General features: G+C 67.1%; 21 protein-coding genes, 1 tRNA gene and 1 riboswitch. Of the genes, 10 read left to right on the forward strand and 12 right to left on the reverse strand.

The annotated features are described in order from the left end of the window. The first annotated feature begins 113 nt into the window (after positions 1 to 113). Together AC3EF3_RS07135 and AC3EF3_RS07140 are read left to right on the forward strand one after the other, a co-directional pair. Positions 114 to 503 carry a hypothetical protein gene (locus AC3EF3_RS07135; protein WP_488531460.1) on the forward strand — a complete coding sequence of 130 codons (390 nt, stop codon included), beginning with the start codon at positions 114 to 116 and terminating at the stop codon, positions 501 to 503. Positions 504 to 535: 32 nt separating this feature from the next. Beyond that, positions 536 to 1,669, forward strand: a complete 1,134-nt coding sequence (locus AC3EF3_RS07140; RefSeq protein ID WP_488531461.1) for a TAXI family TRAP transporter solute-binding subunit — start codon at positions 536 to 538, stop codon at positions 1,667 to 1,669. Between the two features lie 50 nt (positions 1,670 to 1,719). Here AC3EF3_RS07140 and nrdR read toward each other — a convergent pair whose 3' ends face one another. The 3 genes from nrdR to AC3EF3_RS07155 all read right to left on the reverse strand — a co-directional run bounded on the left by nrdR (position 1,720) and on the right by AC3EF3_RS07155 (position 4,435). Further along, on the reverse strand, positions 1,720 to 2,169 hold the full coding sequence (gene nrdR / locus AC3EF3_RS07145) for a transcriptional regulator NrdR (RefSeq protein ID WP_488531462.1): 450 nt from the start codon (positions 2,167 to 2,169) through the stop codon (positions 1,720 to 1,722). 9 nt (positions 2,170 to 2,178) lie between these two features. Then, the gene (gene glyA, locus AC3EF3_RS07150) at positions 2,179 to 3,423 is read right to left on the reverse strand and encodes a serine hydroxymethyltransferase (protein ID WP_488531463.1); all 1,245 of its coding nucleotides are present in this window, start codon (positions 3,421 to 3,423) and stop codon (positions 2,179 to 2,181) included. Between the two features lie 41 nt (positions 3,424 to 3,464). After that, positions 3,465 to 3,599: riboswitch (ZMP/ZTP riboswitch) on the reverse strand. Positions 3,600 to 3,616: 17 nt separating this feature from the next. Further along, the gene (locus AC3EF3_RS07155) at positions 3,617 to 4,435 is read right to left on the reverse strand and encodes a lytic transglycosylase domain-containing protein (protein WP_488531464.1); all 819 of its coding nucleotides are present in this window, start codon (positions 4,433 to 4,435) and stop codon (positions 3,617 to 3,619) included. Positions 4,436 to 5,285: 850 nt separating this feature from the next. Between AC3EF3_RS07155 and AC3EF3_RS07160 the strand changes: the two genes are divergently transcribed. Then, positions 5,286 to 7,910, forward strand: a complete 2,625-nt coding sequence (locus tag AC3EF3_RS07160; RefSeq protein WP_488531465.1) for a DUF349 domain-containing protein — start codon at positions 5,286 to 5,288, stop codon at positions 7,908 to 7,910. On the opposite strand, the gene AC3EF3_RS07165 is transcribed toward AC3EF3_RS07160, so the two are convergent. The 5 genes from AC3EF3_RS07165 to AC3EF3_RS07185 are packed head-to-tail and all read right to left on the reverse strand — an operon-like array spanning position 7,891 to position 11,112. After that, entirely contained in the window at positions 7,891 to 8,655 is a 765-nt protein-coding gene (locus tag AC3EF3_RS07165) for a M90 family metallopeptidase (protein ID WP_488531466.1), read from the reverse strand. The two genes, AC3EF3_RS07160 and AC3EF3_RS07165, sit on opposite strands and share 20 nt — an antisense overlap. After that, positions 8,655 to 9,434 carry a UDP-2,3-diacylglucosamine diphosphatase gene (locus AC3EF3_RS07170; protein WP_488531467.1) on the reverse strand — a complete coding sequence of 260 codons (780 nt, stop codon included), beginning with the start codon at positions 9,432 to 9,434 and terminating at the stop codon, positions 8,655 to 8,657. Before AC3EF3_RS07170 ends, AC3EF3_RS07165 begins: the two co-directional genes overlap by 1 nt. 2 nt (positions 9,435 to 9,436) lie before the next feature. Beyond that, positions 9,437 to 9,943 carry a peptidylprolyl isomerase gene (locus tag AC3EF3_RS07175; RefSeq protein WP_488531468.1) on the reverse strand — a complete coding sequence of 169 codons (507 nt, stop codon included), beginning with the start codon at positions 9,941 to 9,943 and terminating at the stop codon, positions 9,437 to 9,439. Between the two features lie 12 nt (positions 9,944 to 9,955). Continuing rightward, on the reverse strand, positions 9,956 to 10,534 hold the full coding sequence (locus AC3EF3_RS07180) for a peptidylprolyl isomerase (RefSeq protein WP_488531470.1): 579 nt from the start codon (positions 10,532 to 10,534) through the stop codon (positions 9,956 to 9,958). Positions 10,535 to 10,590: 56 nt separating this feature from the next. Next, positions 10,591 to 11,112, reverse strand: coding sequence for a tetratricopeptide repeat protein (locus AC3EF3_RS07185; protein ID WP_488531471.1), 522 nt, complete (start codon positions 11,110 to 11,112; stop codon positions 10,591 to 10,593). A 71-nt stretch (positions 11,113 to 11,183) separates the two neighbouring features. Here AC3EF3_RS07185 and cysS point away from each other — a divergent pair, with 71 nt between their 5' ends. The 3 genes from cysS to AC3EF3_RS07200 are packed head-to-tail and all read left to right on the forward strand — an operon-like array spanning position 11,184 to position 14,203. Next, a complete protein-coding gene (gene cysS, locus AC3EF3_RS07190; RefSeq protein ID WP_488531472.1) occupies positions 11,184 to 12,563 on the forward strand; it encodes a cysteine--tRNA ligase in 1,380 nt (459 codons plus the stop codon). After that, a complete protein-coding gene (locus AC3EF3_RS07195) occupies positions 12,545 to 13,207 on the forward strand; it encodes a DNA-3-methyladenine glycosylase family protein (RefSeq protein ID WP_488531473.1) in 663 nt (220 codons plus the stop codon). Before cysS ends, AC3EF3_RS07195 begins: the two co-directional genes overlap by 19 nt. 18 nt (positions 13,208 to 13,225) lie before the next feature. Then, complete coding sequence (locus AC3EF3_RS07200; protein ID WP_488531474.1) at positions 13,226 to 14,203, forward strand: acetyl-CoA carboxylase carboxyltransferase subunit alpha; 978 nt, start codon at positions 13,226 to 13,228, stop codon at positions 14,201 to 14,203. Here the strand turns inward: AC3EF3_RS07200 and AC3EF3_RS07205 are convergent. Further along, complete coding sequence (locus AC3EF3_RS07205; protein ID WP_488531475.1) at positions 14,200 to 14,889, reverse strand: TonB family protein; 690 nt, start codon at positions 14,887 to 14,889, stop codon at positions 14,200 to 14,202. The two genes, AC3EF3_RS07200 and AC3EF3_RS07205, sit on opposite strands and share 4 nt — an antisense overlap. 106 nt (positions 14,890 to 14,995) lie before the next feature. On the opposite strand from AC3EF3_RS07205, the gene tilS reads away from it, so the two are divergent. The 3 genes from tilS (at position 14,996) to AC3EF3_RS07220 (ending at position 17,423) form a co-directional block, all read left to right on the forward strand. Beyond that, positions 14,996 to 15,931, forward strand: coding sequence for a tRNA lysidine(34) synthetase TilS (gene tilS / locus AC3EF3_RS07210; RefSeq protein ID WP_488531476.1), 936 nt, complete (start codon positions 14,996 to 14,998; stop codon positions 15,929 to 15,931). An 85-nt stretch (positions 15,932 to 16,016) separates the two neighbouring features. Next, positions 16,017 to 17,294 carry an aspartate kinase gene (locus AC3EF3_RS07215; RefSeq protein WP_488531477.1) on the forward strand — a complete coding sequence of 426 codons (1,278 nt, stop codon included), beginning with the start codon at positions 16,017 to 16,019 and terminating at the stop codon, positions 17,292 to 17,294. A 36-nt stretch (positions 17,295 to 17,330) separates the two neighbouring features. Further along, positions 17,331 to 17,423: transfer RNA gene (locus tag AC3EF3_RS07220), tRNA-Ser, on the forward strand. Between the two features lie 86 nt (positions 17,424 to 17,509). Here AC3EF3_RS07220 and AC3EF3_RS07225 read toward each other — a convergent pair. Beyond that, the gene (locus tag AC3EF3_RS07225; protein WP_488531478.1) at positions 17,510 to 17,665 is read right to left on the reverse strand and encodes a hypothetical protein; all 156 of its coding nucleotides are present in this window, start codon (positions 17,663 to 17,665) and stop codon (positions 17,510 to 17,512) included. A 133-nt stretch (positions 17,666 to 17,798) separates the two neighbouring features. Between AC3EF3_RS07225 and AC3EF3_RS07230 the strand changes: the two genes are divergently transcribed. Beyond that, entirely contained in the window at positions 17,799 to 18,536 is a 738-nt protein-coding gene (locus tag AC3EF3_RS07230; RefSeq protein ID WP_488531479.1) for an SDR family oxidoreductase, read from the forward strand. Here AC3EF3_RS07230 and AC3EF3_RS07235 read toward each other — a convergent pair whose 3' ends face one another. Together AC3EF3_RS07235 and AC3EF3_RS07240 are read right to left on the reverse strand one after the other, a co-directional pair. Beyond that, on the reverse strand, positions 18,537 to 20,738 hold the full coding sequence (locus AC3EF3_RS07235) for a TRAP transporter permease (protein WP_488531480.1): 2,202 nt from the start codon (positions 20,736 to 20,738) through the stop codon (positions 18,537 to 18,539). It lies immediately after the preceding gene. A 53-nt stretch (positions 20,739 to 20,791) separates the two neighbouring features. After that, positions 20,792 to 21,745 carry a TAXI family TRAP transporter solute-binding subunit gene (locus tag AC3EF3_RS07240; protein WP_488531481.1) on the reverse strand — a complete coding sequence of 318 codons (954 nt, stop codon included), beginning with the start codon at positions 21,743 to 21,745 and terminating at the stop codon, positions 20,792 to 20,794. Positions 21,746 to 21,755: the final 10 nt, after the last annotated feature.

Consider the following 21,755-nt stretch of genomic DNA (forward strand, 5'->3'; position numbering starts at 1 on the left):
CGAGGCGCGATGCTCCGCCCTCCGCCGACCGTCACGCGGGTGCTCGAGCCCACACCGCCGTTCGAAAGCAGGACCGCGGCAGCGCCGCGTCCATGCCAGCGGCCGAGAAGCGTATGACGTACGCCCTCATCGAACACGTTCATTCATATGGCGCGAAGATGCGCCCGCTCTTTGCGTCGGTACGGGCGCGGACCGACCAGCCGGGCATGCACTGGAAGCTCCCGTGGATCACCGCGGCCACGGCGGTGGCCTTCGTCGCGATCGTGATCGCGGTGAAGGAAGTCGCGGTCACGACCGGCGACAGAGCAGCCAGCGGCAGGTCCGAGGCGAGCGCGGCCGCGCCCGTGGCGACGGACCGCGGCGTGTCCGCGAGCACCGCACAAGCGCCTCGGGCCGAGCCCGTGATGCCCCACGCCGACACGGCGCCGACGCAGCCGCCCGCCCGCCATCGGTCGCTCTGCTCCGCTGCGAACGAGGCGGCGGGGCTGTGCAACCCGCAATGAGCTGACGCACGGAAGGAGACGCCATGCATGCAATGAGACGAGCGGTCCGGACCTGGCCGCGCTGGATGCGGCAACTGCTGCTGTTCGCGGGTCTGCTCGCGGCCGCGGCCGCGGCCCCGGCGGAAACCATCGTCACGGGCGGGAAGACGGGCACCTACTACCAGATCGGAAACAACCTCAAGGACATCGTCTCGCCGGCACTGGAGGTGCGGGACTCCAAGGGGTCGTGGGCGAACGTGGAGGACCTGAGCCAGACAAAGGGCGTGGGCTTGGCCATCGTGCAGTCCGATGTCTATGCGGCCTTCGTCTACCTGCGCGACAACCCGCGGGTGCCGCGCGAAACGCGGCGCCAGTATGCGAACCTGCTCGCGAACCTGCGCGTGTTCATGCCGCTGTACCGGGAGGAGATCCACTTCCTCGTCAGGAAGGACAGCCCGCTCGAATACATCCACCAGATCCGCGGCGCCCGCATCTGGATGGATGCAGAAAAGAGCGGCACCTACCTCACCGCACTGAACATCTACAGCAAGATGTTCAACGAGCGGCCGCAGATCGTGGCCCCTTTCGTCAATCCCACCGTGACGGGTGACGATGAAGGAACGAAGACGCGGCGTTCGGCCTTGATGGTGCTGAGCGACCCCAACTTCTACAAGGACTTCCCGCAGATCGATGTGATCGTGCTGGTGGGCGGGCAGCCGCTCAAGCTGCTGGCAACGAACATCCCCGATAACCTGAGGCTCCTCAAGTTCGACCCGAACCACGCCACGTCGGCGAGGCTCCTGCGGGAATACCGGAAGGCGGACATACAGAAGGCGAGCTATCCCTTGTTGAACATCGCCGATGCCGGCCATCCCTCGCTGTCCGTGGACTCGTACCTGATCACCGCGAACTTCATCGACCCGGACCGCAACCGGTTCGTGTCCACCCTGGCGGACCGCTTCTGCGAAAAATTCGACGAGCTCCAGGCGAAGGGTCACCCGAAGTGGAAAGCCCTGACCTGGAAGCCGGGCTCGCCCCTGCCCGCCCTCAACGCGGGCTGGCAGTACTCGACACGGGTGAAGGAGCGCTTGAGCCGTTGCGAACCGCAGGAAGCGGAAGCGGCGTCGCCCCCGCCCCCACCCAAAGCGTGCAAGCCGCAGGACCGGTTCGCGGGGCTGTGCCGCTGATGCAGGGTCTATGGGGAGCCAGCGACCGCAGCTGAAGTGGCGGCCAGGTCCTACCGCCGCACTTCGTCGACGACCGTCTTGAAATCGTCGATATCCTCGAAGCTGCGGTACACGCTCGCGAACCGCACGTAGGCCACCTTGTCGAGCTTCTTGAGCTCGCGCATGACGAGTTCGCCGATGCGGTTCGAGCCGATCTCGCGCGCGCCCAGGTTCAAGAGCCGCTCCTCGATGCGCTCGACGGCGCCGTCGATCTGCTCGGTGCTGACCGGGCGCTTGCGCAAGGCGAGGTTCATCGAGGCGCGCAGCTTGCCGCGGTCGTACTCGATGCGCCGGCCGTCCTTCTTGACGATGGCGGGGAAGGTGAGGTCGGGGCGCTCGTAGGTGGTGAAGCGCTTCTCGCAGGAAGCGCACTGGCGGCGGCGGCGGATGAATTCGCCCTCTTCGGCGAGACGCGTCTCCACCACCTGGGTGTCGGCGTGGCCGCAGAAGGGGCACTTCATCGCATTACCTTACTTGTAGACCGGGAACTCGCGCGTGAGCGCCGCGACCTTCTCGCGCACGCGGGCGATGTTCGCCTCGTCGCGCGGGTTGTCGAGCACGTCGGCCACGAGGTTGGCCGTCAGGCGCGCCTCGTTCTCCTTGAAGCCGCGCGTGGTCATGGCCGGCGTGCCGACACGCACGCCGCTGGTGACCATCGGCTTTTCCGGATCGTTGGGGATCGCGTTCTTGTTGATCGTCATGTGCGCCTGGCCCAGCACCGCTTCGGCTTCCTTGCCGGTGATGCCCTTGGGTCGCAGGTCCACCAGCATCACGTGGCTTTCGGTGCCGCCGCTCACGATGCGCAGGCCGCGCTCGGTCAGCGTCTGCGCCACCACTTGCGCGTTCTTCGCGACCTGCTGCTGGTAGGCCTTGAATTCGGGCTGCTGCGCTTCCTTGAACGCCACGGCCTTCGCGGCGATGACGTGCATCAGCGGGCCGCCTTGCAGGCCGGGGAAGATCGCGCTGTTGATCGCCTTCTCGTGCTCGGACTTCATCAGGATGAAGCCGCCGCGCGGGCCGCGCAGGCTCTTGTGCGTGGTCGAGGTGACGACGTCCGCGTGCGGCACGGGATTCGGGTACACGCCCGCGGCGATCAGGCCGGCGTAGTGCGCCATGTCGACCATGAAGATCGCGCCGATTTCCCTGGCCACCTTGGCGAAGCGCGCGAAGTCGATGCGCAGCGAATAGGCCGAGGCACCCGCGATGATCAATTTGGGCTTCGTCTCGCGTGCCTTGCGCTCCATGGCGTCGTAGTCGATCGCTTCCTTGGCATCCAGCCCGTAGGAGACGACATTGAACCACTTGCCGCTCATGTTCAGCGCCATGCCGTGCGTGAGGTGGCCGCCTTCGGCCAGGCTCATGCCCATGATGGTGTCGCCGGGCTTGAGGAACGCCAGGAACACGGCCTCGTTGGCTTGCGCGCCCGAGTGCGGCTGCACGTTGGCGGCATCCGCGCCGAACAGCTGCTTGACGCGGTCGATCGCGAGCTGCTCGACGACGTCGACGTTCTCGCAGCCGCCGTAGTAGCGCTTGCCGGGATAGCCCTCGGCGTACTTGTTCGTGAGCTGGGTGCCTTGGGCGGCCATCACCGCGGGCGAGGCGTAGTTCTCGCTCGCGATCAGCTCGATGTGGTCTTCCTGGCGCTTGTTCTCGGCCTGGATGGCGGCCCAGACGTCGGGGTCGGTCTGTTCGATGAGGAAGTTGCGGTGGAACATGGCGGCAGTCCTTTGAAGAGGTGATCCCTGTTTCTGCAAACAAGGGCTGCCCAGGCGAACGGCTAGACGCGGGGAGGTCGAATTCGCCCGCGGTACGCTTCCCAGTGGTGGGGCTCCACGTCAGCGCCGGCCACCGCGCCGGGTGGCCGCGCCTATCGCCAGTCGCGTACAGGTGGAGTGTAGCGCGCCTTGCTCAGGAAACGCTGGCGACCTTGTCTTCGGCCGGGGCAGCCGCAGGGGAAGCCTCCGGCTCGCCCGGCGCGACGGTGCGGATCACGGGCGGCTGCAGCGGGACATTGCGTCCCGACGCCACGAGCTTCAGGCGCGCATGTTCGGCCATGACCTTGGCGGCGTAGCCACCATCGTCGTCGCTGTTCGCGGCGCCGACATAGAACTTCAGGCCGGCCTCGATGGAGCCGGCGTGCTGGATGCATTCCTGCAGCACCTTCACGCCGACGCGCAGGTTGGTCACCGGGTCGAAGGCGGCGAGCTTGCCGCCGAAGTTCTCGTATTTGTCCTTGTGGACCCCCGTCATCACCTGCATCAGGCCCTGGGCGCCGACCGGGCTCTGGGCGAAGGGGTTGAAACCGGACTCGACGGCCATGACGGCCAGGATCAGCGTCGGGTCGAGCTTGTTGCGCTCGCCGATCTCGAAGGCTTCGGACACGAGGGCGCTGAGCGGCTCGGGGGCGACGCGGTACTTCTTGCTGAGCCAGTAGGCGATCGCAGCCTGCTGCTTGGGCAGGCCGTGCGGATCGGCGGCCGTGGCCCGCTCGATCGCATCGAGCTGGATCGGCATGCCGATGGCGGCTTCCTGGCGGGCTTGCAGCCAGCCGCGCAGCCTTTCCTCGCCGGTGTGGCGCAGGTCCGGGCGGGCGGCGAGCGTGAGCGCGCAGCACACCGTGGCCAGCCCCGTCAGGGCCAGGCCGTTGTGCGTGATTTCGAAGAAGCCCTGGGCGACGTCGGATGCGAAGCACCTCAGGCCCTGGACGGTCTTTCCTAACGCTGTCATAGCACTTCCTCTCTCGCGCGAGCCTTCTAGGCAATGCCGGGATGGGCATCACACCGTCGGGCTCCTCGTTTGATTTGGTACGCCGTCGGATGCCGGGGAGCTCTCGTCCTGGAGTCCCTTCGGGTCGTCCGACCTAGCCGGGTTCGGCAGCGGGTTCGGGTTGTCCCTAGTACGTTTGCGAGGGACGGGCGGATTCTAGGGGGCGCTCAAATAACAGGTCAAGAATATCGAGTTACGTTTTTATGCCATATGGCACAGGAAACTACCGCATTTTGCTGCAAACGCGGGAATTTCGCCTGTCGGGCAGCGCCCCAATCGCCTGTCGGTCCGGCCTGATGGCTCCATCGCCCTCGGAAACTCGCTATCGAAATAGGAGCGCCCAACCTGAACAGCTTGTATCGACTCTTAAGTATTCGCCCGGACCGGGTAGCCCAAGCTATTGAGGTGTCAGGCGCTTGTCAATGCAGGGCGCGCAATCGCGCGCTCGCGCGCCATTGAAAAGCGTGCCTTGAATTCGCACGCGTCCTGACTTAACTTGTTCTTGCCCGAGGGATCGGGCACCCAGCCGGTAGGGCCATCGTCAGGTGGTAGCCCCGGCCCCACTTGGAAGCAATCTCTTGCTTCCGGCGCGTGGAGGGACGTCACTCTCCCGACACGCGAATCCAGGCGGCACAGGACTTTTGTCTGCCGCCACGGCCCGGTGGACGCCTTCAGGGCGGCCGTCCGGGCCATTTCATTGGAGCGTCGTCGAAGCGTCTTCCTCGCAGCGTCCGCGGCTGAGTCCCAATCGCGGCGAGAATAGCGGTTTGCCCGCGCGCCGCGGGCCCCTTCATATAGAACAGCATTCTTCGTGACCCAGGCCACCCTCAAGTCCACCGACACGCGCGCACTCGACGAACTGACCGGCGGCGCCTTCTCGGCGCCCACTTCCGGCGAACGCAGCGCACGTGTCCGCGAATGGCTCGCCGGCAACCCCGCCGTCGAACAGATCCAGGAAGTCTTCCGCGAATTGAGCGCCCGCGACAAGGGCGCGGCGCGGCTGCTGCGCGAGCGGCTCGACGAAATCCGGCGCGCGCGCACCCAGGAGGCGATCGCGGCCGAATGGGGCGAGAAGGCCGCGGCGCTGCTGGCCCAGCCCAAATTGAACATCGCCGACGCGCTGGCCTGGCAGCGCGACGCCGCCAAGGCGGGGGCGCCGCTCAGCCGCGAGCCGCTGGCCGGCGCGAAGGCCCAATTGGCCGAACGCATCAGGGGCATCGAGGACCTGCAGCATCGGGTGCAGGTCCAGCGCGAAGCCGCCGTGCTGCTCGCGCAGCGCATCGAGGTGCTGTCGACCAAGTCCTGGCAGGACGCGCAGGCGGCGTCGGACGCGCTGGCGAAGGACGTGCCGGATTGGCAGGCGCAAGCGCAGGCACTGATCGAGGACCCGAACTGGACCAGCGTCGACGCGCGCTTCCCGCCGCTGCTCGAGTCTTCGCGCCAGCAGCTGCAGGTGGTGTGGGATGCCTTCCAGAGCGCGCTCGCCCAGGCGCGCACCGCGGCCCAGGACCCGTCGGCGCCGCTGCCGCCTGTGCCCGTGTGGGCCGATGAGCTGCGCGCAGCACGTGGCGTCCCCGTCGAGGTGCCGATCAAGGCCGCCAAGCCCAAGGTCGATCCCGAAGCACGGGAGCGCGCGAACAATGCCGTGCGCGAAGTACTGGGCAAGCTCGAGCAGGAGATCGCGCAGGGCCACGGCAAGGCGAGCGCCGGCGCGGCCAGCGCGCTGCGCAACGCGCTGAAGGAGCACGGGCGGCTGGTCGACGACAAGCTCGAGGCGCAGGCGCATGCCGCGCTCGCGGCGGCGGGCGAACTCGAAGGCTGGCAGCGCTGGCGTGCCGACCAGCTGCGCCAGGAGCTCGTCGCCAAGGCGGAGGACCTGTTCGAACGGCCCGCGCCGGTCGAAGGCCAGGAGCCCGCACCGCCGAAGGCGCGGTATGGCGGCCGCAAGATGCAGGAGCAGTTGCGCCAGCTGCGGGAACAATGGAAGCAGGTGGACCAGGGTGGCCCGCCGAATCACGCCTTGTGGAAGCGCTTCGACGAGGCCTGCAACACGGCCTACAAGGTCGTCGAGGAGTGGCTCGACAAGGTCAAGGCCGAGGCGGCCGAGCACCGCACCCAACGCCTGGCGCTGATCGACGAACTCAAGGCCTGGTCGCAGGCGAACACGACGGCCCTCAATGGCGACTGGAAGGGCTTCGCCCGCGTGCTGCAGCAGTTCGACAACCGCTGGCGCGAAGCCGGGCACCTGAGCGAAAAGACTTTCGCCGAGATGCAGGCCAAGTGGAAGGAGGCCATGCAGGCGGCCCGCGCACCGCTCGAGGCGCTGCAGAAGGAAAGCGTCGACCGCCGCCACGCGATGATCGAGGAGGCCAAGGTGCTCGGCGCCGAACCCCCGCTGCGCATCGACGCCGTCAAGTCGCTGCAGCAGCGCTGGCAGGCGGAAGCGCAGGCCGTGCCGCTGGACCGCAGGCAGGAACAGAAGCTGTGGGATGCATTCCGCAAGCCGATCGACGAGGCGTTCCAGCGCAAGGGCGAGGAGCGCGAGCGCGCCGCCGCGGCGCTGAGCGAGCGCGATCGCGTGGTCCTGGACGCGTCCAAGGCACTCGAAGCCGCGAACGCGACGGGCGACGCGCAGAAGATCAAGGCGGCGATGTCCGCGCTGGAAGCCGCACTCAAGGGGCAGGCGCAGGCGCGTGCCGACGTGGCCGCGGCGAATGCGGAAGCCGCCGCACCGGCGGGCGAAGGCACGACGGCGGAAGCCGCACCGGCCGAAGCGGCTGCTCCGCCCAAGCCTTCGCCCAAGCCGCTGGTCGCGATGCGCGGCGATGATCGACCGGGCATGAAGAAAACCGAGCCGGCGCCCATCGGCCGCGGCGGCAAGTTCGGCGATCGCCGGGGCGCGCCGGCGCCGAGGTTCGGCGACCGCCGCGACGATCGCGGTGCGCGCGACGCCCGTCGCGGACCGATGGAAGACCGTGGACCGCGCCTGGGCGATGTCGCCTTCCGCGCGCAACGCGATGCGCTCGAACACGCGCAATCGGCATTGCGAAAGCTCGCGGCGCAAGCGCATGGCGAAGCCCTGGCGCAATTGATGGCGGCGTGGGAGAAGCGTGCGCCCGATGACGTGCCGAGCCAGCACGATTTGGGCAAATCGGTCCCCGCCGGTGTGCGCTCGTCGTGGACGAAGGCTGTGGGCAGCGCGCCCTCCGGTGATGCGAGCGAGGCGCTGCTGCGGCTGGAAATCGCGGCCGAAACACCGACGCCGGCCGAACACATCACGGCGCGCCGCGCCTTGCAATTGCAGCTGCTCACGCGCCGCAACGATCCGTCGCCTGCGCAGACCTGGGCCGAGGACACCGCGCGCGTGCTGGCGACCGCCCACGACGCCGCCAACGCGCGGCGCCTGCAGAACGCGCTCAAGGTCTTGATGCGCTGAGGAAAAAGCCGTCGAAGAGCTGCGCGAGCGCGCGATGCTCTTCGACGAAGCGTCCGGGTGCGACGAAATACGCTTCGCAGGCGACCGCGAAGAACTCGTCGATGGACTGCGCACCGTACGGATCGAGCCAGGGCGTTTCGCCGCCGAAGCGTTCCGCGACGATCACCTTTTCGCGGAACGCCTCGTACTCGCGCGTCATCACTTCCATCCACGCCCGACGCGCGGCAGCCGTCGGCAGGGGCGGGCAACCGTCCGCGCGGCCGTCGCGCATGTCGATCTTGTGGATGAACTCGTGGATCACCACGTTGTAGCCTTCGTGCGCCGAGTCGCGGACGCCGGCGACGTCTTGCCAGCTGAGCATCACCGGGCCGCGGTCCATCGCCTCGCCCGAGATGACTTCCTCCCAGTCGTGCACGACACCGGTTTCGTCCATCGCGGTGCGCCTGGCCACGACTTCGTCCGCATGCACGACGATACCGACGAAATCGTCGTACCACGCGAGGCCGAGGTACAGCACGGGCAGCACGGCCTGCGCGGCGATCGAGACCGCCACCTCATCGGTGATGACGAAACCATGCGCCCCCGTGAATTCCTTTTGCGCGAGGAAGCGGGCGGCAAGTTCGCGCAGGCGTTCCACTTCGGCAGCATCGCGCCGGGCAAGGAAGGGGTGGCGCGCCAGCACCGCTTTCCACAGCGCATCCGGAATCGGGCGCGGTGCCGCGCGGCGGCGCAACCAGCCGAACATCAGCCGAGCGCGATACGCTTCGGACCCGAGGCGTCCAGCCGCAGCACCTCGCGCCGCGGCGGGTCCGCCGCGAGATCCCAGTCCGTCAGGACGATGCGCTGCTTGCCCGCGCCGAGGTCGTGCTCGCGCGGCTGGTGCGTGTGGCCGTGGATCATGGCCTGCGCATCGGCTGCATCCAGCCATTCGCGCGCCAGCGCATCATCGACCTGGCCATACGCGTCGCGCGGGTCCTGCTGCTGGCGTGCCTGGCTCTCGGCGCGCATCTGGCGGCCGATCGCCTGCCGCTCGGCAAGCGGCTTCGCGAGGAACTCCTGTTGCCATGCCGGCTGGCGCACGACATGGCGGAACTGCATGTACTTCGTGTCCGAGATGCACAGCGCGTCGCCGTGCGTGAGCATCCAGCGTTGGCCTGCGAACGTAAGCACGGTCGGGTCGTCGACCAGCGTCGCGCCGCAACTGCGCATCAGGCCGTCGCCCATGAGGAAGTCGCGATTGCCGTGCATCAGGAACACCGGCAACCTGCGCACGGTCGCCTGCAGGACCGCGGCGCAATCGGCCGCAAAGCCGGGCTCATGAAGAACGTCGTCTCCCACCCACGCCTCGAACAGGTCGCCAAGGATGAAGAGCGCGTCGGCTTTGCACGCCACCATGTAGCTGCGCCAGGCGTCGAAGGTCGGCGCCTGCGCGGCCTGCAGGTGCAGGTCCGAGATGAACTCCACCGCGCGCCAGCCGGGCGGCGCCTTGAGCTCGGCGAAGCGCGGCTGCGCAGTCACTGGCACGGTCAGACGGCGACGGCCTTCTCGATCACGACGTCCTCGGTCGGCACGTCGTCGTGGAAGCCCTTGCGGCCGGTCTTCACGCCCTTGATGCGGTCGACCACGTCCTGGCCGCCCACCACCTTGCCGAACACCGCATAGCCCCAGCCCTGCGCCGTCGGCGCGGTGTGGTTGAGGAAATCGTTCTTCGCGACGTTGATGAAGAACTGCGCGGTGGCCGAATGCGGGTCCGACGTGCGCGCCATCGCGACGGTGTAGTTGTCGTTCTTCAAGCCGTTGCTGGCCTCGTTGGCGATCGGCTTGTTGGTGGGCTTTTGCGACATGCCGGGCTGGAAGCCGCCGCCCTGGATCATGAAGCCGTTGATCACGCGATGGAAGATCGTGCCGTCGTAGTGGCCGTTCTTCACGTAATCGAGGAAATTCTGCGTGCTCTGCGGCGCCTTCTGCTCGTCGAGTTCGAGCGTGATCACGCCGTAGTTCTTCACGTGCAGTTCGACTTTCGGGTTGGCCATGACGTGCCTCCTTTACTGGACAATCGTTGCGGACTGGATGACGACCGGTGTCTTCGGCACGTCGGTGGGGAAGGGGCCGCCGGGGCCGGTCGGCGTGGCCTTGATCTTGTTCACGACGTCCATGCCGCTCACCACCTTGCCGAACGCGACGTAGCCGGTGTTGGGGCCGGTCGGGTCCAGCCGAGAGTTGTCGACGACGTTGATGAAGAACTGCGACGTCGCGGAATTCGGGTCGCCGGTGCGTGCCATCGCGATGGTGCCGGCCTGGTTCTTCACGCCGCTCACGGAACCCTCGTGCGGGATCGGCGGCCGCGTGATGCGCTGCCTGTAGTTCTGGTCGTAGCCGCCACCCTGGATCATGAAGCCGTTGATCACGCGATGGAAGACCAGGCCGTCGTAGTGCTTCGCCTTCACGTACGTCAGGAAATTCTCCACGGTCTTCGGCGCCTTGTCGGGATAGACCTCGACCACGATGTCGCCCACGTTCGTCGCGAACTTGACGCGCGGCGCGTTCGTGTCGGCGGCGAAGGCAGCCAGGCTGATGCCGGCGGAGATGACGATGGCCGCGGCGCGGCGGGTGAGCAGGCTCAAGCGAACTCCTTGCGATGGGAAAGGGGCAATGGTAGCGCCCTCGGGGGCGCACGTGCTCAGCGCTTGGGCGGCGGCGAGAGCAACTGCCGGATCAGCGCCAGCTTCGCCGCCGCACTCGTGTTCGCGGGTTCGATCTGCTGGGCCTTGGCGTAGGACTGGCCCGCGAGTTTCGCGTACACGTCGCCGAGGTTCTCGTGCGCGGTCGCGTAGCTGGGGTTGGCGCGTACTGCACCTTCCAGGGCTTCCCGCGCCTTGTCGTACTCGTTCTGCTGCGCATACAGCACGGCCAGATTGTTGTACGGCTCCGGCAGCTCGGGAAATTCCTGCGTCAGCTGCGTGTACGTCGCGATCGCCTCCGCCCGCTGCCCCGATTCGGCCTGGATCACGCCCTTGAGGAAACGCATCTGCGGGTCGGTCGGCTTGGCCGCGATATAACGGTCGGCCTTCGCGAGGGCCTGGTCGTACTTGCCCTGCCTGAGCAACTGGTTGACGTCCGCATAGTCATCCGCCAGTGCGGCCAGCGGCACCACCAGGATGGCAGCCAGCGAACAGGCGCGTGCAATGCGGGCAAGTCTCATGGGAGCGGCTCAGGCTTATACTGCGGCGGATTGTAGCGGCGGGTCATCGCGCGCTTCCTGTCCCCATCCCCATGAGCCTTCGCATCTACAACACGCTGACGCGTGCACTGGAAGACTTTTCTCCCATCGAGCCGGGGCACGTGCGCATGTACCTGTGCGGGATCACGGTGTACGACTACTGCCATGTGGGGCACGCGCGTTGCAACGTGGCGTTCGACGTCGTGCAGCGCTGGCTCAAGGCCAGTGGATACGAGGTCACGTTCGTGCGCAACATCACGGACATCGACGACAAGATCATCCGCCGCGCGGTGGAGAACGGCGAGACGGTGCGCGGCCTGGCCGAGCGCATGACCGTCGAGATGTACAAGGACTTCGACGCGCTGGGCATCGAGCGTCCCACGCACGACCCGCGCGCGACCGACTTCATCCCGCAGATGGTCGAGATCGTGCAGCTCCTCGAGCGCAACAGCCTCGCCTACCGTTCGGATACCGGCGACGTGAATTTCGCCGTGCGCGCGCTGCCCGGTTACGGCAAGCTCTCGGGCAAGTCGCTCGACGAGCTGCATGCCGGCGAGCGCGTCGCGGTGCTCGAAGGCAAGCAGGACCCGCTGGACTTCGTGCTGTGGAAGAGCGCCAAGCCCACCGAGCCGCAGGATGCCAAGTGGGAAAGCCCCTTCGGGGCCGGGCGCCCGGGCTGGCACATCGAGTGCTCGGCGATGGCGCGCGAGCTCCTGGGCCAGCCGCTGGACATCCACGCCGGCGGCATGGACCTGCAGTTCCCGCACCACGAGAACGAGATCGCGCAGAGCGAAGGCGCTTTCGGCGTGCCGCTCGCGAAGTACTGGATGCACAACGGCTTCCTGAACATCGACAACGAGAAGATGTCGAAGTCGCTGGGCAACTTCTTCACGGTACGCGATGTCCTGAAGCATGTCGATGCGCAGACGCTGCGCTTCTTCGTGCTGCGCACGCATTACCGCAGCCCGATCAACTACAGCGATGCGACGCTGGAGGATGCCCGCGGCGCACTGAGGCGCCTGTACACCGCGCTGGACCTCGCCGCGCCGGCCGACATCGGCGCCATCGACTGGAACGATCCGTTCGCGGCACGCTTCAAGGCGGCGATGGACAACGATTTCGCCACGCCCGAGGCGGTGGCGGTGCTGTTCGACCTGGCGGCCGAAGTCAATCGCACGAAGTCGGCGCAGCTCGCCGGCCTGCTCAAGGCGCTCGGCGGAACGCTCGGCATCCTGCAGGGCGAGCCGAAGGCTTTCCTGCGCGCAGGCACGACGCTCGACGAGTCGACCATCCAGCGCCTGATCGACGAACGCGCGGCCGCGAAGAAGGCCAGGGACTTCGCGCGCGCCGACGCCATCCGCACCGGGCTGCTCGCGCAAGGCATCGTCCTGAAGGATTCGCCCACCGGCACGACATGGGAGGCGGCGTCGTGAGCGCCGATCCCAAGCTGGTCGTGTTCGCCCGGCCCGAATACTGGGACGAGGCCTGCCGCTACCTGTCGAAGAAGGATCGCGTGATGCGCCGGCTGATCCCGCAGTTCGGCGAGGCGTGCCTGCAGTCACGCGGCGATGCGTTCACGACCCTCGCGCGCAGCATCGTGGGCCAGCAGATCTCGGTGAAGGCGGCGCAGACCGTGTGGGACCGCTTCGCGAAGCTGCCGCGCAAGATGACGGCCGGCAACGTGCTGAAGCTCAAGGTCGACGACATGCAGGCCGCGGGCCTGTCGGCTCGCAAGATCGAATACCTGGTCGACCTCGCGCTGCACTTCGATTCCGGCGCGATCCACGTCCACGCGTGGAAGGACATGGCCGACGAGGAGATCATCGCCGAGCTCGTGGGCATCCGCGGCATCGGCCGCTGGACGGCGGAGATGTTCCTCATCTTCCACCTGATGCGCCCGAACGTGCTGCCGCTGGACGACATCGGCCTCATCAACGGCATCAGCCGCAACTACTTTTCCGGCGACCCGGTCAGCCGCAGCGATGCGCGCGAGGTGGGTGCCGCCTGGGATCCTTTCTGCAGCGTCGCGACTTGGTATATTTGGCGCTCGTTGGACCCGCTGCCCGTCGAGTATTGAGCGGGCGAGGAGAACACCTTGGCGAAGAGAACATTCCTGGATTTCGAACAGCCCATCGCGGAACTCGAATCCAAGATCGAGGAACTGCGCTACGTCCAGACGGAATCGGCCGTCGACATTTCCGAGGAGATCGAGCAGCTCTCGAAGAAGAGCCTGCAGCTCACCAAGGACATCTACAGCGACCTGTCGCCCTGGCAGATCACGAAGATCGCGCGCCATCCCGAGCGGCCGTACACGCTCGACTACGTGAACGAGATCTTCACGGACTTCATCGAGCTGCACGGTGACCGGCATTTCGCGGACGACCTCTCGATCGTCGGCGGACTGGCGCGCTTCAACGGCAACGCCTGCATGGTCCTCGGCCACCAGAAGGGCCGCGACACGAAGGAGCGCGCGCTGCGCAACTTCGGCATGAGCCGGCCCGAGGGCTACCGCAAGGCGTTGCGCCTGATGAAGACGGCCGAGAAGTTCAAGTTGCCGGTCTTCACCTTCGTCGACACGCCGGGCGCCTACCCCGGCATCGACGCCGAGGAGCGCGGCCAGTCCGAGGCGATCGGCCGCAGCATCTACGAGATGGCGCAGCTGGAAGTGCCGATCATCACCACCGTGATCGGCGAGGGCGGCTCCGGCGGCGCACTCGCGATTTCCGTGGCCGACCAGGTGCTGATGCTGCAGTATTCGATCTATTCCGTGATCAGCCCCGAAGGCTGCGCGTCCATCCTCTGGAAGACCGCGGACAAGGCGCAGGAAGCGGCCGATGCGATGGGCATCACGGCGCACCGGCTGAAGGCGCTCGGCCTGATCGACAAGATCGTCAACGAGCCCGTGGGCGGCGCGCACCGCGACCACAAGCAGATGTCGGCCTTCCTCAAGCGGGCGTTGAACGACGCCTGGCGGCAACTCGCCGACCTGAAGACGCGCGAACTGCTCGAGCGCCGCTACGAGCGGCTGCAAAGCTACGGCCGCTACACGGACACCAAGGCCGAAGCGCGCTAGAGATCCGGCTTGTAGACCACCTCGGTCTCGATCGTCAGCACATCGTCGACCGGCTCGAATTTCCAGTTCTGCACCGCGTCGAGCGTCGGCCGGTTCAGGGCCCGGTTCGTGCTGGAGACGACCTTGGCGCCGGCGACGGATCCATCCGGCTGGATCTCGAATTCCACCTTCACCCTTCCGCTGGGCGGATCGCGCATGAGCGAGGGCGGCAGGCGCGGCTCGTCGGTGCGGATCGGGATGATTTCGTGTCGCCTCGGGGGCGGCGGCTCGACGGGCGGTCGCGACAACGCGGCGACAGCGGGCTCGGGCGCGGGGGCCGACGCGGGTAGTGCGACGTCGGAAGCAGGCTGCGCCGGGGCCCGCGATGCGGGCGAGGGCTGCACGGCGGCCTGCTGCACGGGCGCCGGCGCGGAGCGCTTCGGTTCGGCGACTGCAGGGGCCTCCGCGGGCCGGGCCGGCGCGGCCTGCGGCTTGCGCGCCGGGGCGCTGGCGTTCTGCAGGATGAAGCGAAAGGGGCTGAGCGCTGCGCGCCGTGCGGCTTCGCTCGGGGCCTGCTCCGTTGCACCGCCCGCGGGATTCGTCTGGGCGGCAGCCGTGTGGGCCGCGACCAGAACGAGGGCTCCCGTCATTGCTCCCAAGGCGCGCCGGACCTTGTGGGTCCGCACGCCGTAGCCGAGTATTTCCATGGCGTTACCTTTTGTGACGCGGATTCTAGGGTGATGCACGAAGTGCGCCACTCAGGGTAAATGTCTAGCCGGCGGCACCGTTACATGTGCGCCGATAATTTCGGTCATGACGCTGACATTCGACGCGGCGATTGCGGCTTTCGAGCCGGCCTTGCCGCTCGCGATCGCGTTCAGCGGCGGAGCGGACTCCACGGCGCTGCTCGCCGCCTGCGCGCGCCGCTGGCCGGGGTCGGTCGCCGCGATCCACGTCAATCACGGCTTGCAGGCGGCTGCGATGGATTTCGAGCGCCACTGCGAGGCGACGTGCACCAGCCTGGGCGTGCCGCTGCACGTAAAGCGTGTGGATGCCAGGCACGTGCGTGGCGACAGCCCGGAAGATGCCGCGCGCATCGCGCGTTATCAGGCGCTCCATGAAGCGGCATCGTCGGCCGGCGCCCGTTGCGTCGCGCTCGCGCAGCACGCGGACGACCAGGTCGAGACGCTGTTGCTCGCGCTCTCGCGCGGTGCGGGCGTGGCGGGACTCGCGGGCATGCGCGCGCACTGGGAGCGCGACGGCATCGCGTACCGGCGGCCGCTGCTGGAGGTCGCGGCCGGCGATGTGCGTGACTGGCTGGGGGGGCAGGGCATCGGGTGGATCGACGATCCGACCAATGCCGACGAGCGCTTCACGCGCAACCGCATCCGCGCGCGGCTGCTGCCCGCGCTGGCGCAGGCGTTCCCGCCGTACCGCGACACGTTCGCCCGCAGCGCACGCCATGCGGCGCAGGCCCAGTCGCTGCTCGAGGAGATTGCGGCCGAAGACCTCGCGCGCACGGGGACTTCGCCATCGATCGAAGTCATTCGCGCGCTCGGTCGCGCCCGCCAGGCGAATGTGCTGCGCCACTGGCTGAAGTCGGTCCACGGCGTGCAGCCGAGCACGGCCCAACTGGAAGAACTGCTCGACCAGGTCGCCGCCTGTTCGACGCGCGGCCATTCGATCCACATCCGCGCCGGGACGGGGTTCGTGCGGCGTGACGGACCCCGGCTCACCTTCACCCCCTAGGTATAATCCCGAGGTATTCGCGCGGCACCCGCGCGGGCGCAGGGCTCCCTGGCGCTTCCCGCATTCATACCTCCCGTCATTTCCGATGGCATTGATCGTTCACAAATACGGCGGCACGTCGATGGGCTCCGTCGAGCGCATCCGCAACGTCGCCAAGCGCGTGGCCAAGTGGCATCGCGCGGGCCACCAGATGGTCGTGGTGCCGAGCGCGATGAGCGGCGAGACGAACCGCCTGCTGGGCCTGGCCAAGGAACTGTCCCCGTCGAAAACCACCGACGCCCTGCAACGTGAACTCGACATGCTCGCCTCGACCGGCGAACAGGTGTCGGTGGGCCTGCTTGCCATCGCGCTGCAGGCCGAAGGCATGGACGCGGTGAGCTATGCGGGCTGGCAGGTCCCGATCAGGACGAACAGCGCCTACACGAAGGCGCGCATCGAGTCGATCGAGGACAGGAAGGTGCGCGCCGACCTCGCCGCCGGCAAGGTCGTGATCATCACCGGCTTCCAGGGTGTGGACGACAACGGTCACATCACCACGCTGGGACGCGGCGGCAGCGACACGTCGGCGGTCGCGGTGGCCGCGGCGCTCAAGGCGGACGAGTGCCTGATCTACACCGACGTGGACGGCGTGTACACGACCGACCCGCGCATCGTTCCCGAGGCTCGCCGGCTGCACACCGTCAGCTTCGAGGAAATGCTCGAGATGGCGTCGATGGGATCGAAGGTGCTGCAGATCCGCTCGGTCGAATTCGCGGGCAAGTACAAAGTGCCGCTGCGCGTGCTCTCGAGCTTCACGCCGTGGGACATCCCCATCGACGAGGAATCGAAATCGGGCACGCTGATCACTTTTGAGGAAGACGAGAAAATGGAACAGGCCATTGTTTCGGGTATCGCGTTCAACCGCGACGAAGCCAAGATCTCCATCCTGGGCGTGCCGGACAAGCCGGGCATCGCCTACAACATCCTCGGCGCGGTGGCGGAAGCCAACATCGAGGTCGACGTCATCATCCAGAACATCTCGAAGGACGGCAAGACCGACTTCAGCTTCACCGTGCACCGCAACGACTACGCGCGTACGGTGGACCTGCTCAGGACGAAGGTCGCCCCGTCGCTGGGCACGGACCGCATCGAGGGCGACACGCGCATCTGCAAGGTGTCGATCGTCGGCATCGGCATGCGCAGCCACGTCGGCATCGCCGCGAAGATGTTCCGCGCGTTGTCGGAAGAGGGCATCAACATCCAGATGATCTCCACCAGCGAGATCAAGACCTCGGTGGTGATCGACGAGAAGTACATGGAGCTCGCCGTGCGCGCGCTGCACCGCGCCTTCGACCTCGACCAGGAACCGGCCGCGGCCGCCTGAAGAGCTACTCTTGGGGCATAATCGCCTCTCGAGCCAGGAGACGTGACCGAGTGGCCGAAGGTGCTCCCCTGCTAAGGGAGTATGGGGTGTAGAGCCTCATCGAGGGTTCGAATCCCTCCGTCTCCGCCAGGATATCAAGCCCGCTTGCGCGGGCTTTTCTTTTGGCGAAAAAACAAAAGCCGCCCGAAGGCGGCTTGCTTCCGCAGCACCTGCGATCAGCGTTGCTGTCCGGCGGATTGCGCGTGCTGATGCTGGCCGTTGCCGTTTCCGTTCGTGCGTGCGGCCTGCGGCTGCAGGCCGTAGGAGGCGGCGGTCACCGCGAGGATCACGGCAAAGCGTTGCAGGATGGTTGTGGTCCTGTTCTCGTCCATGAATTGACTCCGTCTGTTGCCAGGCCCGAAATATTGCCCTTTCCGATGGCACGGGCGTGACAGCAGTGCCCCGCAATGCGCGTGGGAAGTGTCCGACACTCGAGCTGTAAATCGGTCACGAAAGGAAGCTGGAATGACACCGAATGCCCACAATCGCGTGGCCCTCGTGGTCGGTGCGGGTGATGCCACGGGCGGGGCGATCGCGCGCCGGTTCGCCGCAGGCGGCTACGTGACCTGTGTCACGCGGCGACACGCGGAGAAGCTGCAGCCGCTCGTCGATGCGATCCGCGCCGCGGGCGGGCAGGCACATGGCTTCGCATCGGATGCGCGCAAGGAGGAAGACGTGATCGCGTTGGTCGAGCGCATCGAAGCGGAGGTGGGTCCCATCGACGTGCTGGTCTTCAACATCGGCGCGAACGTGCGAACCAGCGTGCTGGAAGAAACGGCCCGGCGCTATTTCAAGATCTGGGAGATGGCGTGCTTCGCCGGGTTCCTCAACGCACGCGAGGTCGCCAAGCGCATGGTCGGGCGCCAGCGCGGCACGATCCTCTTCACCGGTGCGACCGCGTCGCTGCGCGGCTCGGCAAATTTTGCGGCGTTCGCGGGCGCGAAGGCGGCCTTGCGCGCCCTGGCGCAGAGCATGGCGCGCGAGCTCGGCCCTCAGAACATCCACGTCGCGCACGTCGTTGTGGACGGCGCGATCGATACCGAGTTCATTCGCACCAACTTCCCGGAGCGCTATGCCTTGAAGGAGCAGCAGGGCATCCTCAGCCCCGAGCACATCGCCGAGAACTACTGGTACCTGCACCAGCAGCCCCGGGACGCGTGGACCTTCGAGCTCGACTTGCGGCCCTACATGGAAAAGTGGTGATCAGGCCGGTGCGGGTGCCGCGTTCGCGAGCTTCCACGCGGCCACGTGCCGCAGCAGCACCGGCACCACCATCGCGGCCCCGATCAGCGTCACCACGAGGCCGGGTGCGATGAGGAGCGCCGCCGCGGCGAGGCACAGGAGCTGTTCCCAGCGCTTCATCTCGACCAGCAGGTAACGGCTCAAGGCTGCGGCGAGGACCACGATGCCGAGAATGCAGCCGGCGAAGGTCACGACGAAGTCATAGACCGTGAAGCCTTTCGCGACGAGCAGCAGCGAGGGCGAGAACACGAAGACGAAAGGCACGAGCGCCTTCGCGAGGCCGAGACGGAAGGCCATGTTGCCGGTCTTGAACGGGTCGCTGCCGGCCATGCCGGCCGCGGCATAGGCGGCGAGCGCCACGGGTGGCGTGATGTCCGCCAGCACGCCGTAATAGAACACGAAGAAGTGCGCGACCAGCGGCTGCACGCCCAGTTGCACGAGCGTGGGCGCGGCGACGGTGACCATGATGATGTAGTTGGCCGTGGTCGGGATGCCGCATCCCATCAGGATGCAGACGATGCCGGTCATCGCCAGTGCCGCGAAGAGGGTCAGCGACTTGAGGTCGGCGATGGCCGCCGGCAGCACCGACGCCACGCCGCCCGCAATGATCGACGCCCAGCTCGTGATGATGTAGCTGATCTTGAAGCCCACGCCGGTGAGCGTCACCACGCCGATCACGATGCCCACCGTGGCCGCGGCCGCGCCCACGGCCAGCGCGTACTTCGCGCCGGTCTCGAACACCTCCAGCAGCACGCCATGCCGGATGCGGCCCGTGATGCCGGCCAGTTTCCAGCCTGCCAGCGCGATCGCTACGCCCGCGGCGAACAGCGCCAGCTTGATCTTGTCCGTGTGCTGCCCGAGCTCGGCGAATGCGATCGCGCCGAGGATCGCGTGCAGCAGCGCGAACAGCGCCCAATTCCTCGGCTTGTTGCCTTCCATCTGCGTCGTCAGCCCCACGATCGCGCACGACGTGATGCCGGTGAACGCGGCGAGGTAAGGGGTGCGCCCGGTCACCAGGATGCCGATCAGCAGGAACAGCGGGATCAGCGTGGGCCAGCGCTGGCGCAGCGACTCGCGCAGCCTGGGCATCTCCTCGGGCGTGAGGCCGCGCAGCCCGTAGCGTTTCGCCTCGAAGTGCACCTGCATGAACACGCCGAAGAAGTGCATGAAGGCGGGAATGATCGCGGCCGCGATGATCGTCTGGTAGGAGACGTTCAGGAACTCGATCATCAGGAAGGCCGCGGCGCCGAGCACGGGCGGCGTGATCTGGCCGCCGGTGGACGATGCGGCTTCCACGGCGCCGGCGAATTCGCGGCGGTAGCCCACGCGGATCATCGCGGGGATCGTGAGCGAGCCCACCGTCACCGCGTTGGCGACCGAGGAACCGCTCAGCATGCCGAACATCGCGGAGCCGAACACGCTCACCTTGGCGGGACCGCCCGCGTAGCGGCCCGCGATGCTCGCGGCGATGTCGAGGAACAGCTGCCCCAGGCCGATGCGCGTCGCCATCACGCCGAACAGCACGAAGTGGAAGACGTACGTCGCCACCACGCCCACCGCCACGCCGTAGATGCCCTGGCTCGTGAGGTACTGGTGGTTGATCATCTGACCCCAGGTCGCACCGGCGTGCTTCAACAGGCCGGGAAAGTACGGGCCGGCGAGGGCGTAGATCGTGAAGCCGATCGCGATCAGCGGCAGCGGCCAGCCCATCGAGCGCCGGGTTGCTTCGAGCAGGGTGATGAACAGGATGCTGCCGAACAGGACATCGGCGAAGTCCGGGTTGCCGACGCGGAACGCGAGATCGTCGAAGACGTAGGGGATGTAGAGCACGCTGGCCGCGCACGCGATGCCGAGCAGCCAGTCCACCAGCGGCACGCCGCCGGGCCGCAGCCAGCTCGATCGCGCCGGCGCGTCATGCGCCTTCTTCGAGGCCGCGAACACGAGGAAGATCAGGCTCAGCACGAAAGCGAGGTGCACGCCGCGGTGCGTGGTCTCGCGCAACAGGCCGAAGCCCGCCGTGTAGTAGTGGAAGCAGGAGAGGGCGATCAGCAGCCACTTCACCACCGTCGATGCGGGCGGCACCGTCGGCCGGAACCGCATCTCCGGATCGAACTTCTCTTCCAGCTCCTGCAGCTTGCCTTCGTCGAGTGTGCTTTGTGTCATGGCAAAAAAAGGGGGAGGCGCGAGCCTCCCCCGTCTCGCTCCGTCCCGTTGTCTTACTTGATCAGGCCCGCTTCCTTGTAGAAGCGTTCGGCGCCGGGGTGGAATGGGATGCCCACGCCCTTCACCGCATTTTCCTTCGTGATGAACTTGCCCTTGGCGTGCCCGGCCTGCAGCGCCTTCTGCGCCGCATCGCTGTACATGGCCTTGGTGATTTCATAGACGGTGTTGGCGTCGATCTTCGCGCTCGTCACGAGCTGCGCGCCCACGGCGAGCGTCTGCACCGCAGGAACGTCCTTGTAGGTGCCGGCCGCGATGTTGTCCACGGCGAACCACGGGCTGGACTTGAGCAGCGCCTGCGCCTCGGGGCCGGCGAGCGGCACGAGCTCGATGCCGGTGCCGCTGGAGGCGAGTTCGGCGATCGCTCCGGCGGGCGCGCCGCCGACGAAGAAGAAGGCGTCGAGCGAGCCGTCCTTGAGCTTGTCGCCCGCCTGGTTCGGCTTGATGTACTCGGGCTTGATGTCCGCTTCCTTCACTCCATACGCAGCGAGCACCAGGCGCGCATCGATCAGCGTGCCGGAGCCGGGTTCGTCGAGCGCCACGCGCTTGCCCTTCAGGTCGGCGACCGACTTGATGCCCGATCCCTTTTTCACTACCAGGTGAATGCTCTCGGGGTACAGGTTGGCGATGGCGCGCAGGTCGGCCACCTTCGACTTCCCTTCGAAAGCGCCGCTACCGGTGTAGGCCCAGGTCGCGACGTCGGATTGCGAGAAGCCCGCTTCCAGGGCGCCGCTGGCGACCGCGTTCACGTTCGCCAGCGATCCGTTGCTGGCCTGCGCGGTGGCGATGATCTTGCCCGGCTGCGAGACGGCGTTGGCGATCATGCCGCCCACGGGATAGTAGGTGCCGGCGGTGCCGCCCGTGCCGATGCGGAAGAACTGCTGCGCGTGCGCGGCGCCGGTCAGGGCCACGGCGGCTGCGACGGCGCCGAGAAGGTGCTTGATGTTCATGGGGAAACTG

The organism is Ramlibacter sp. GS1-15 (assembly GCF_057785015.1).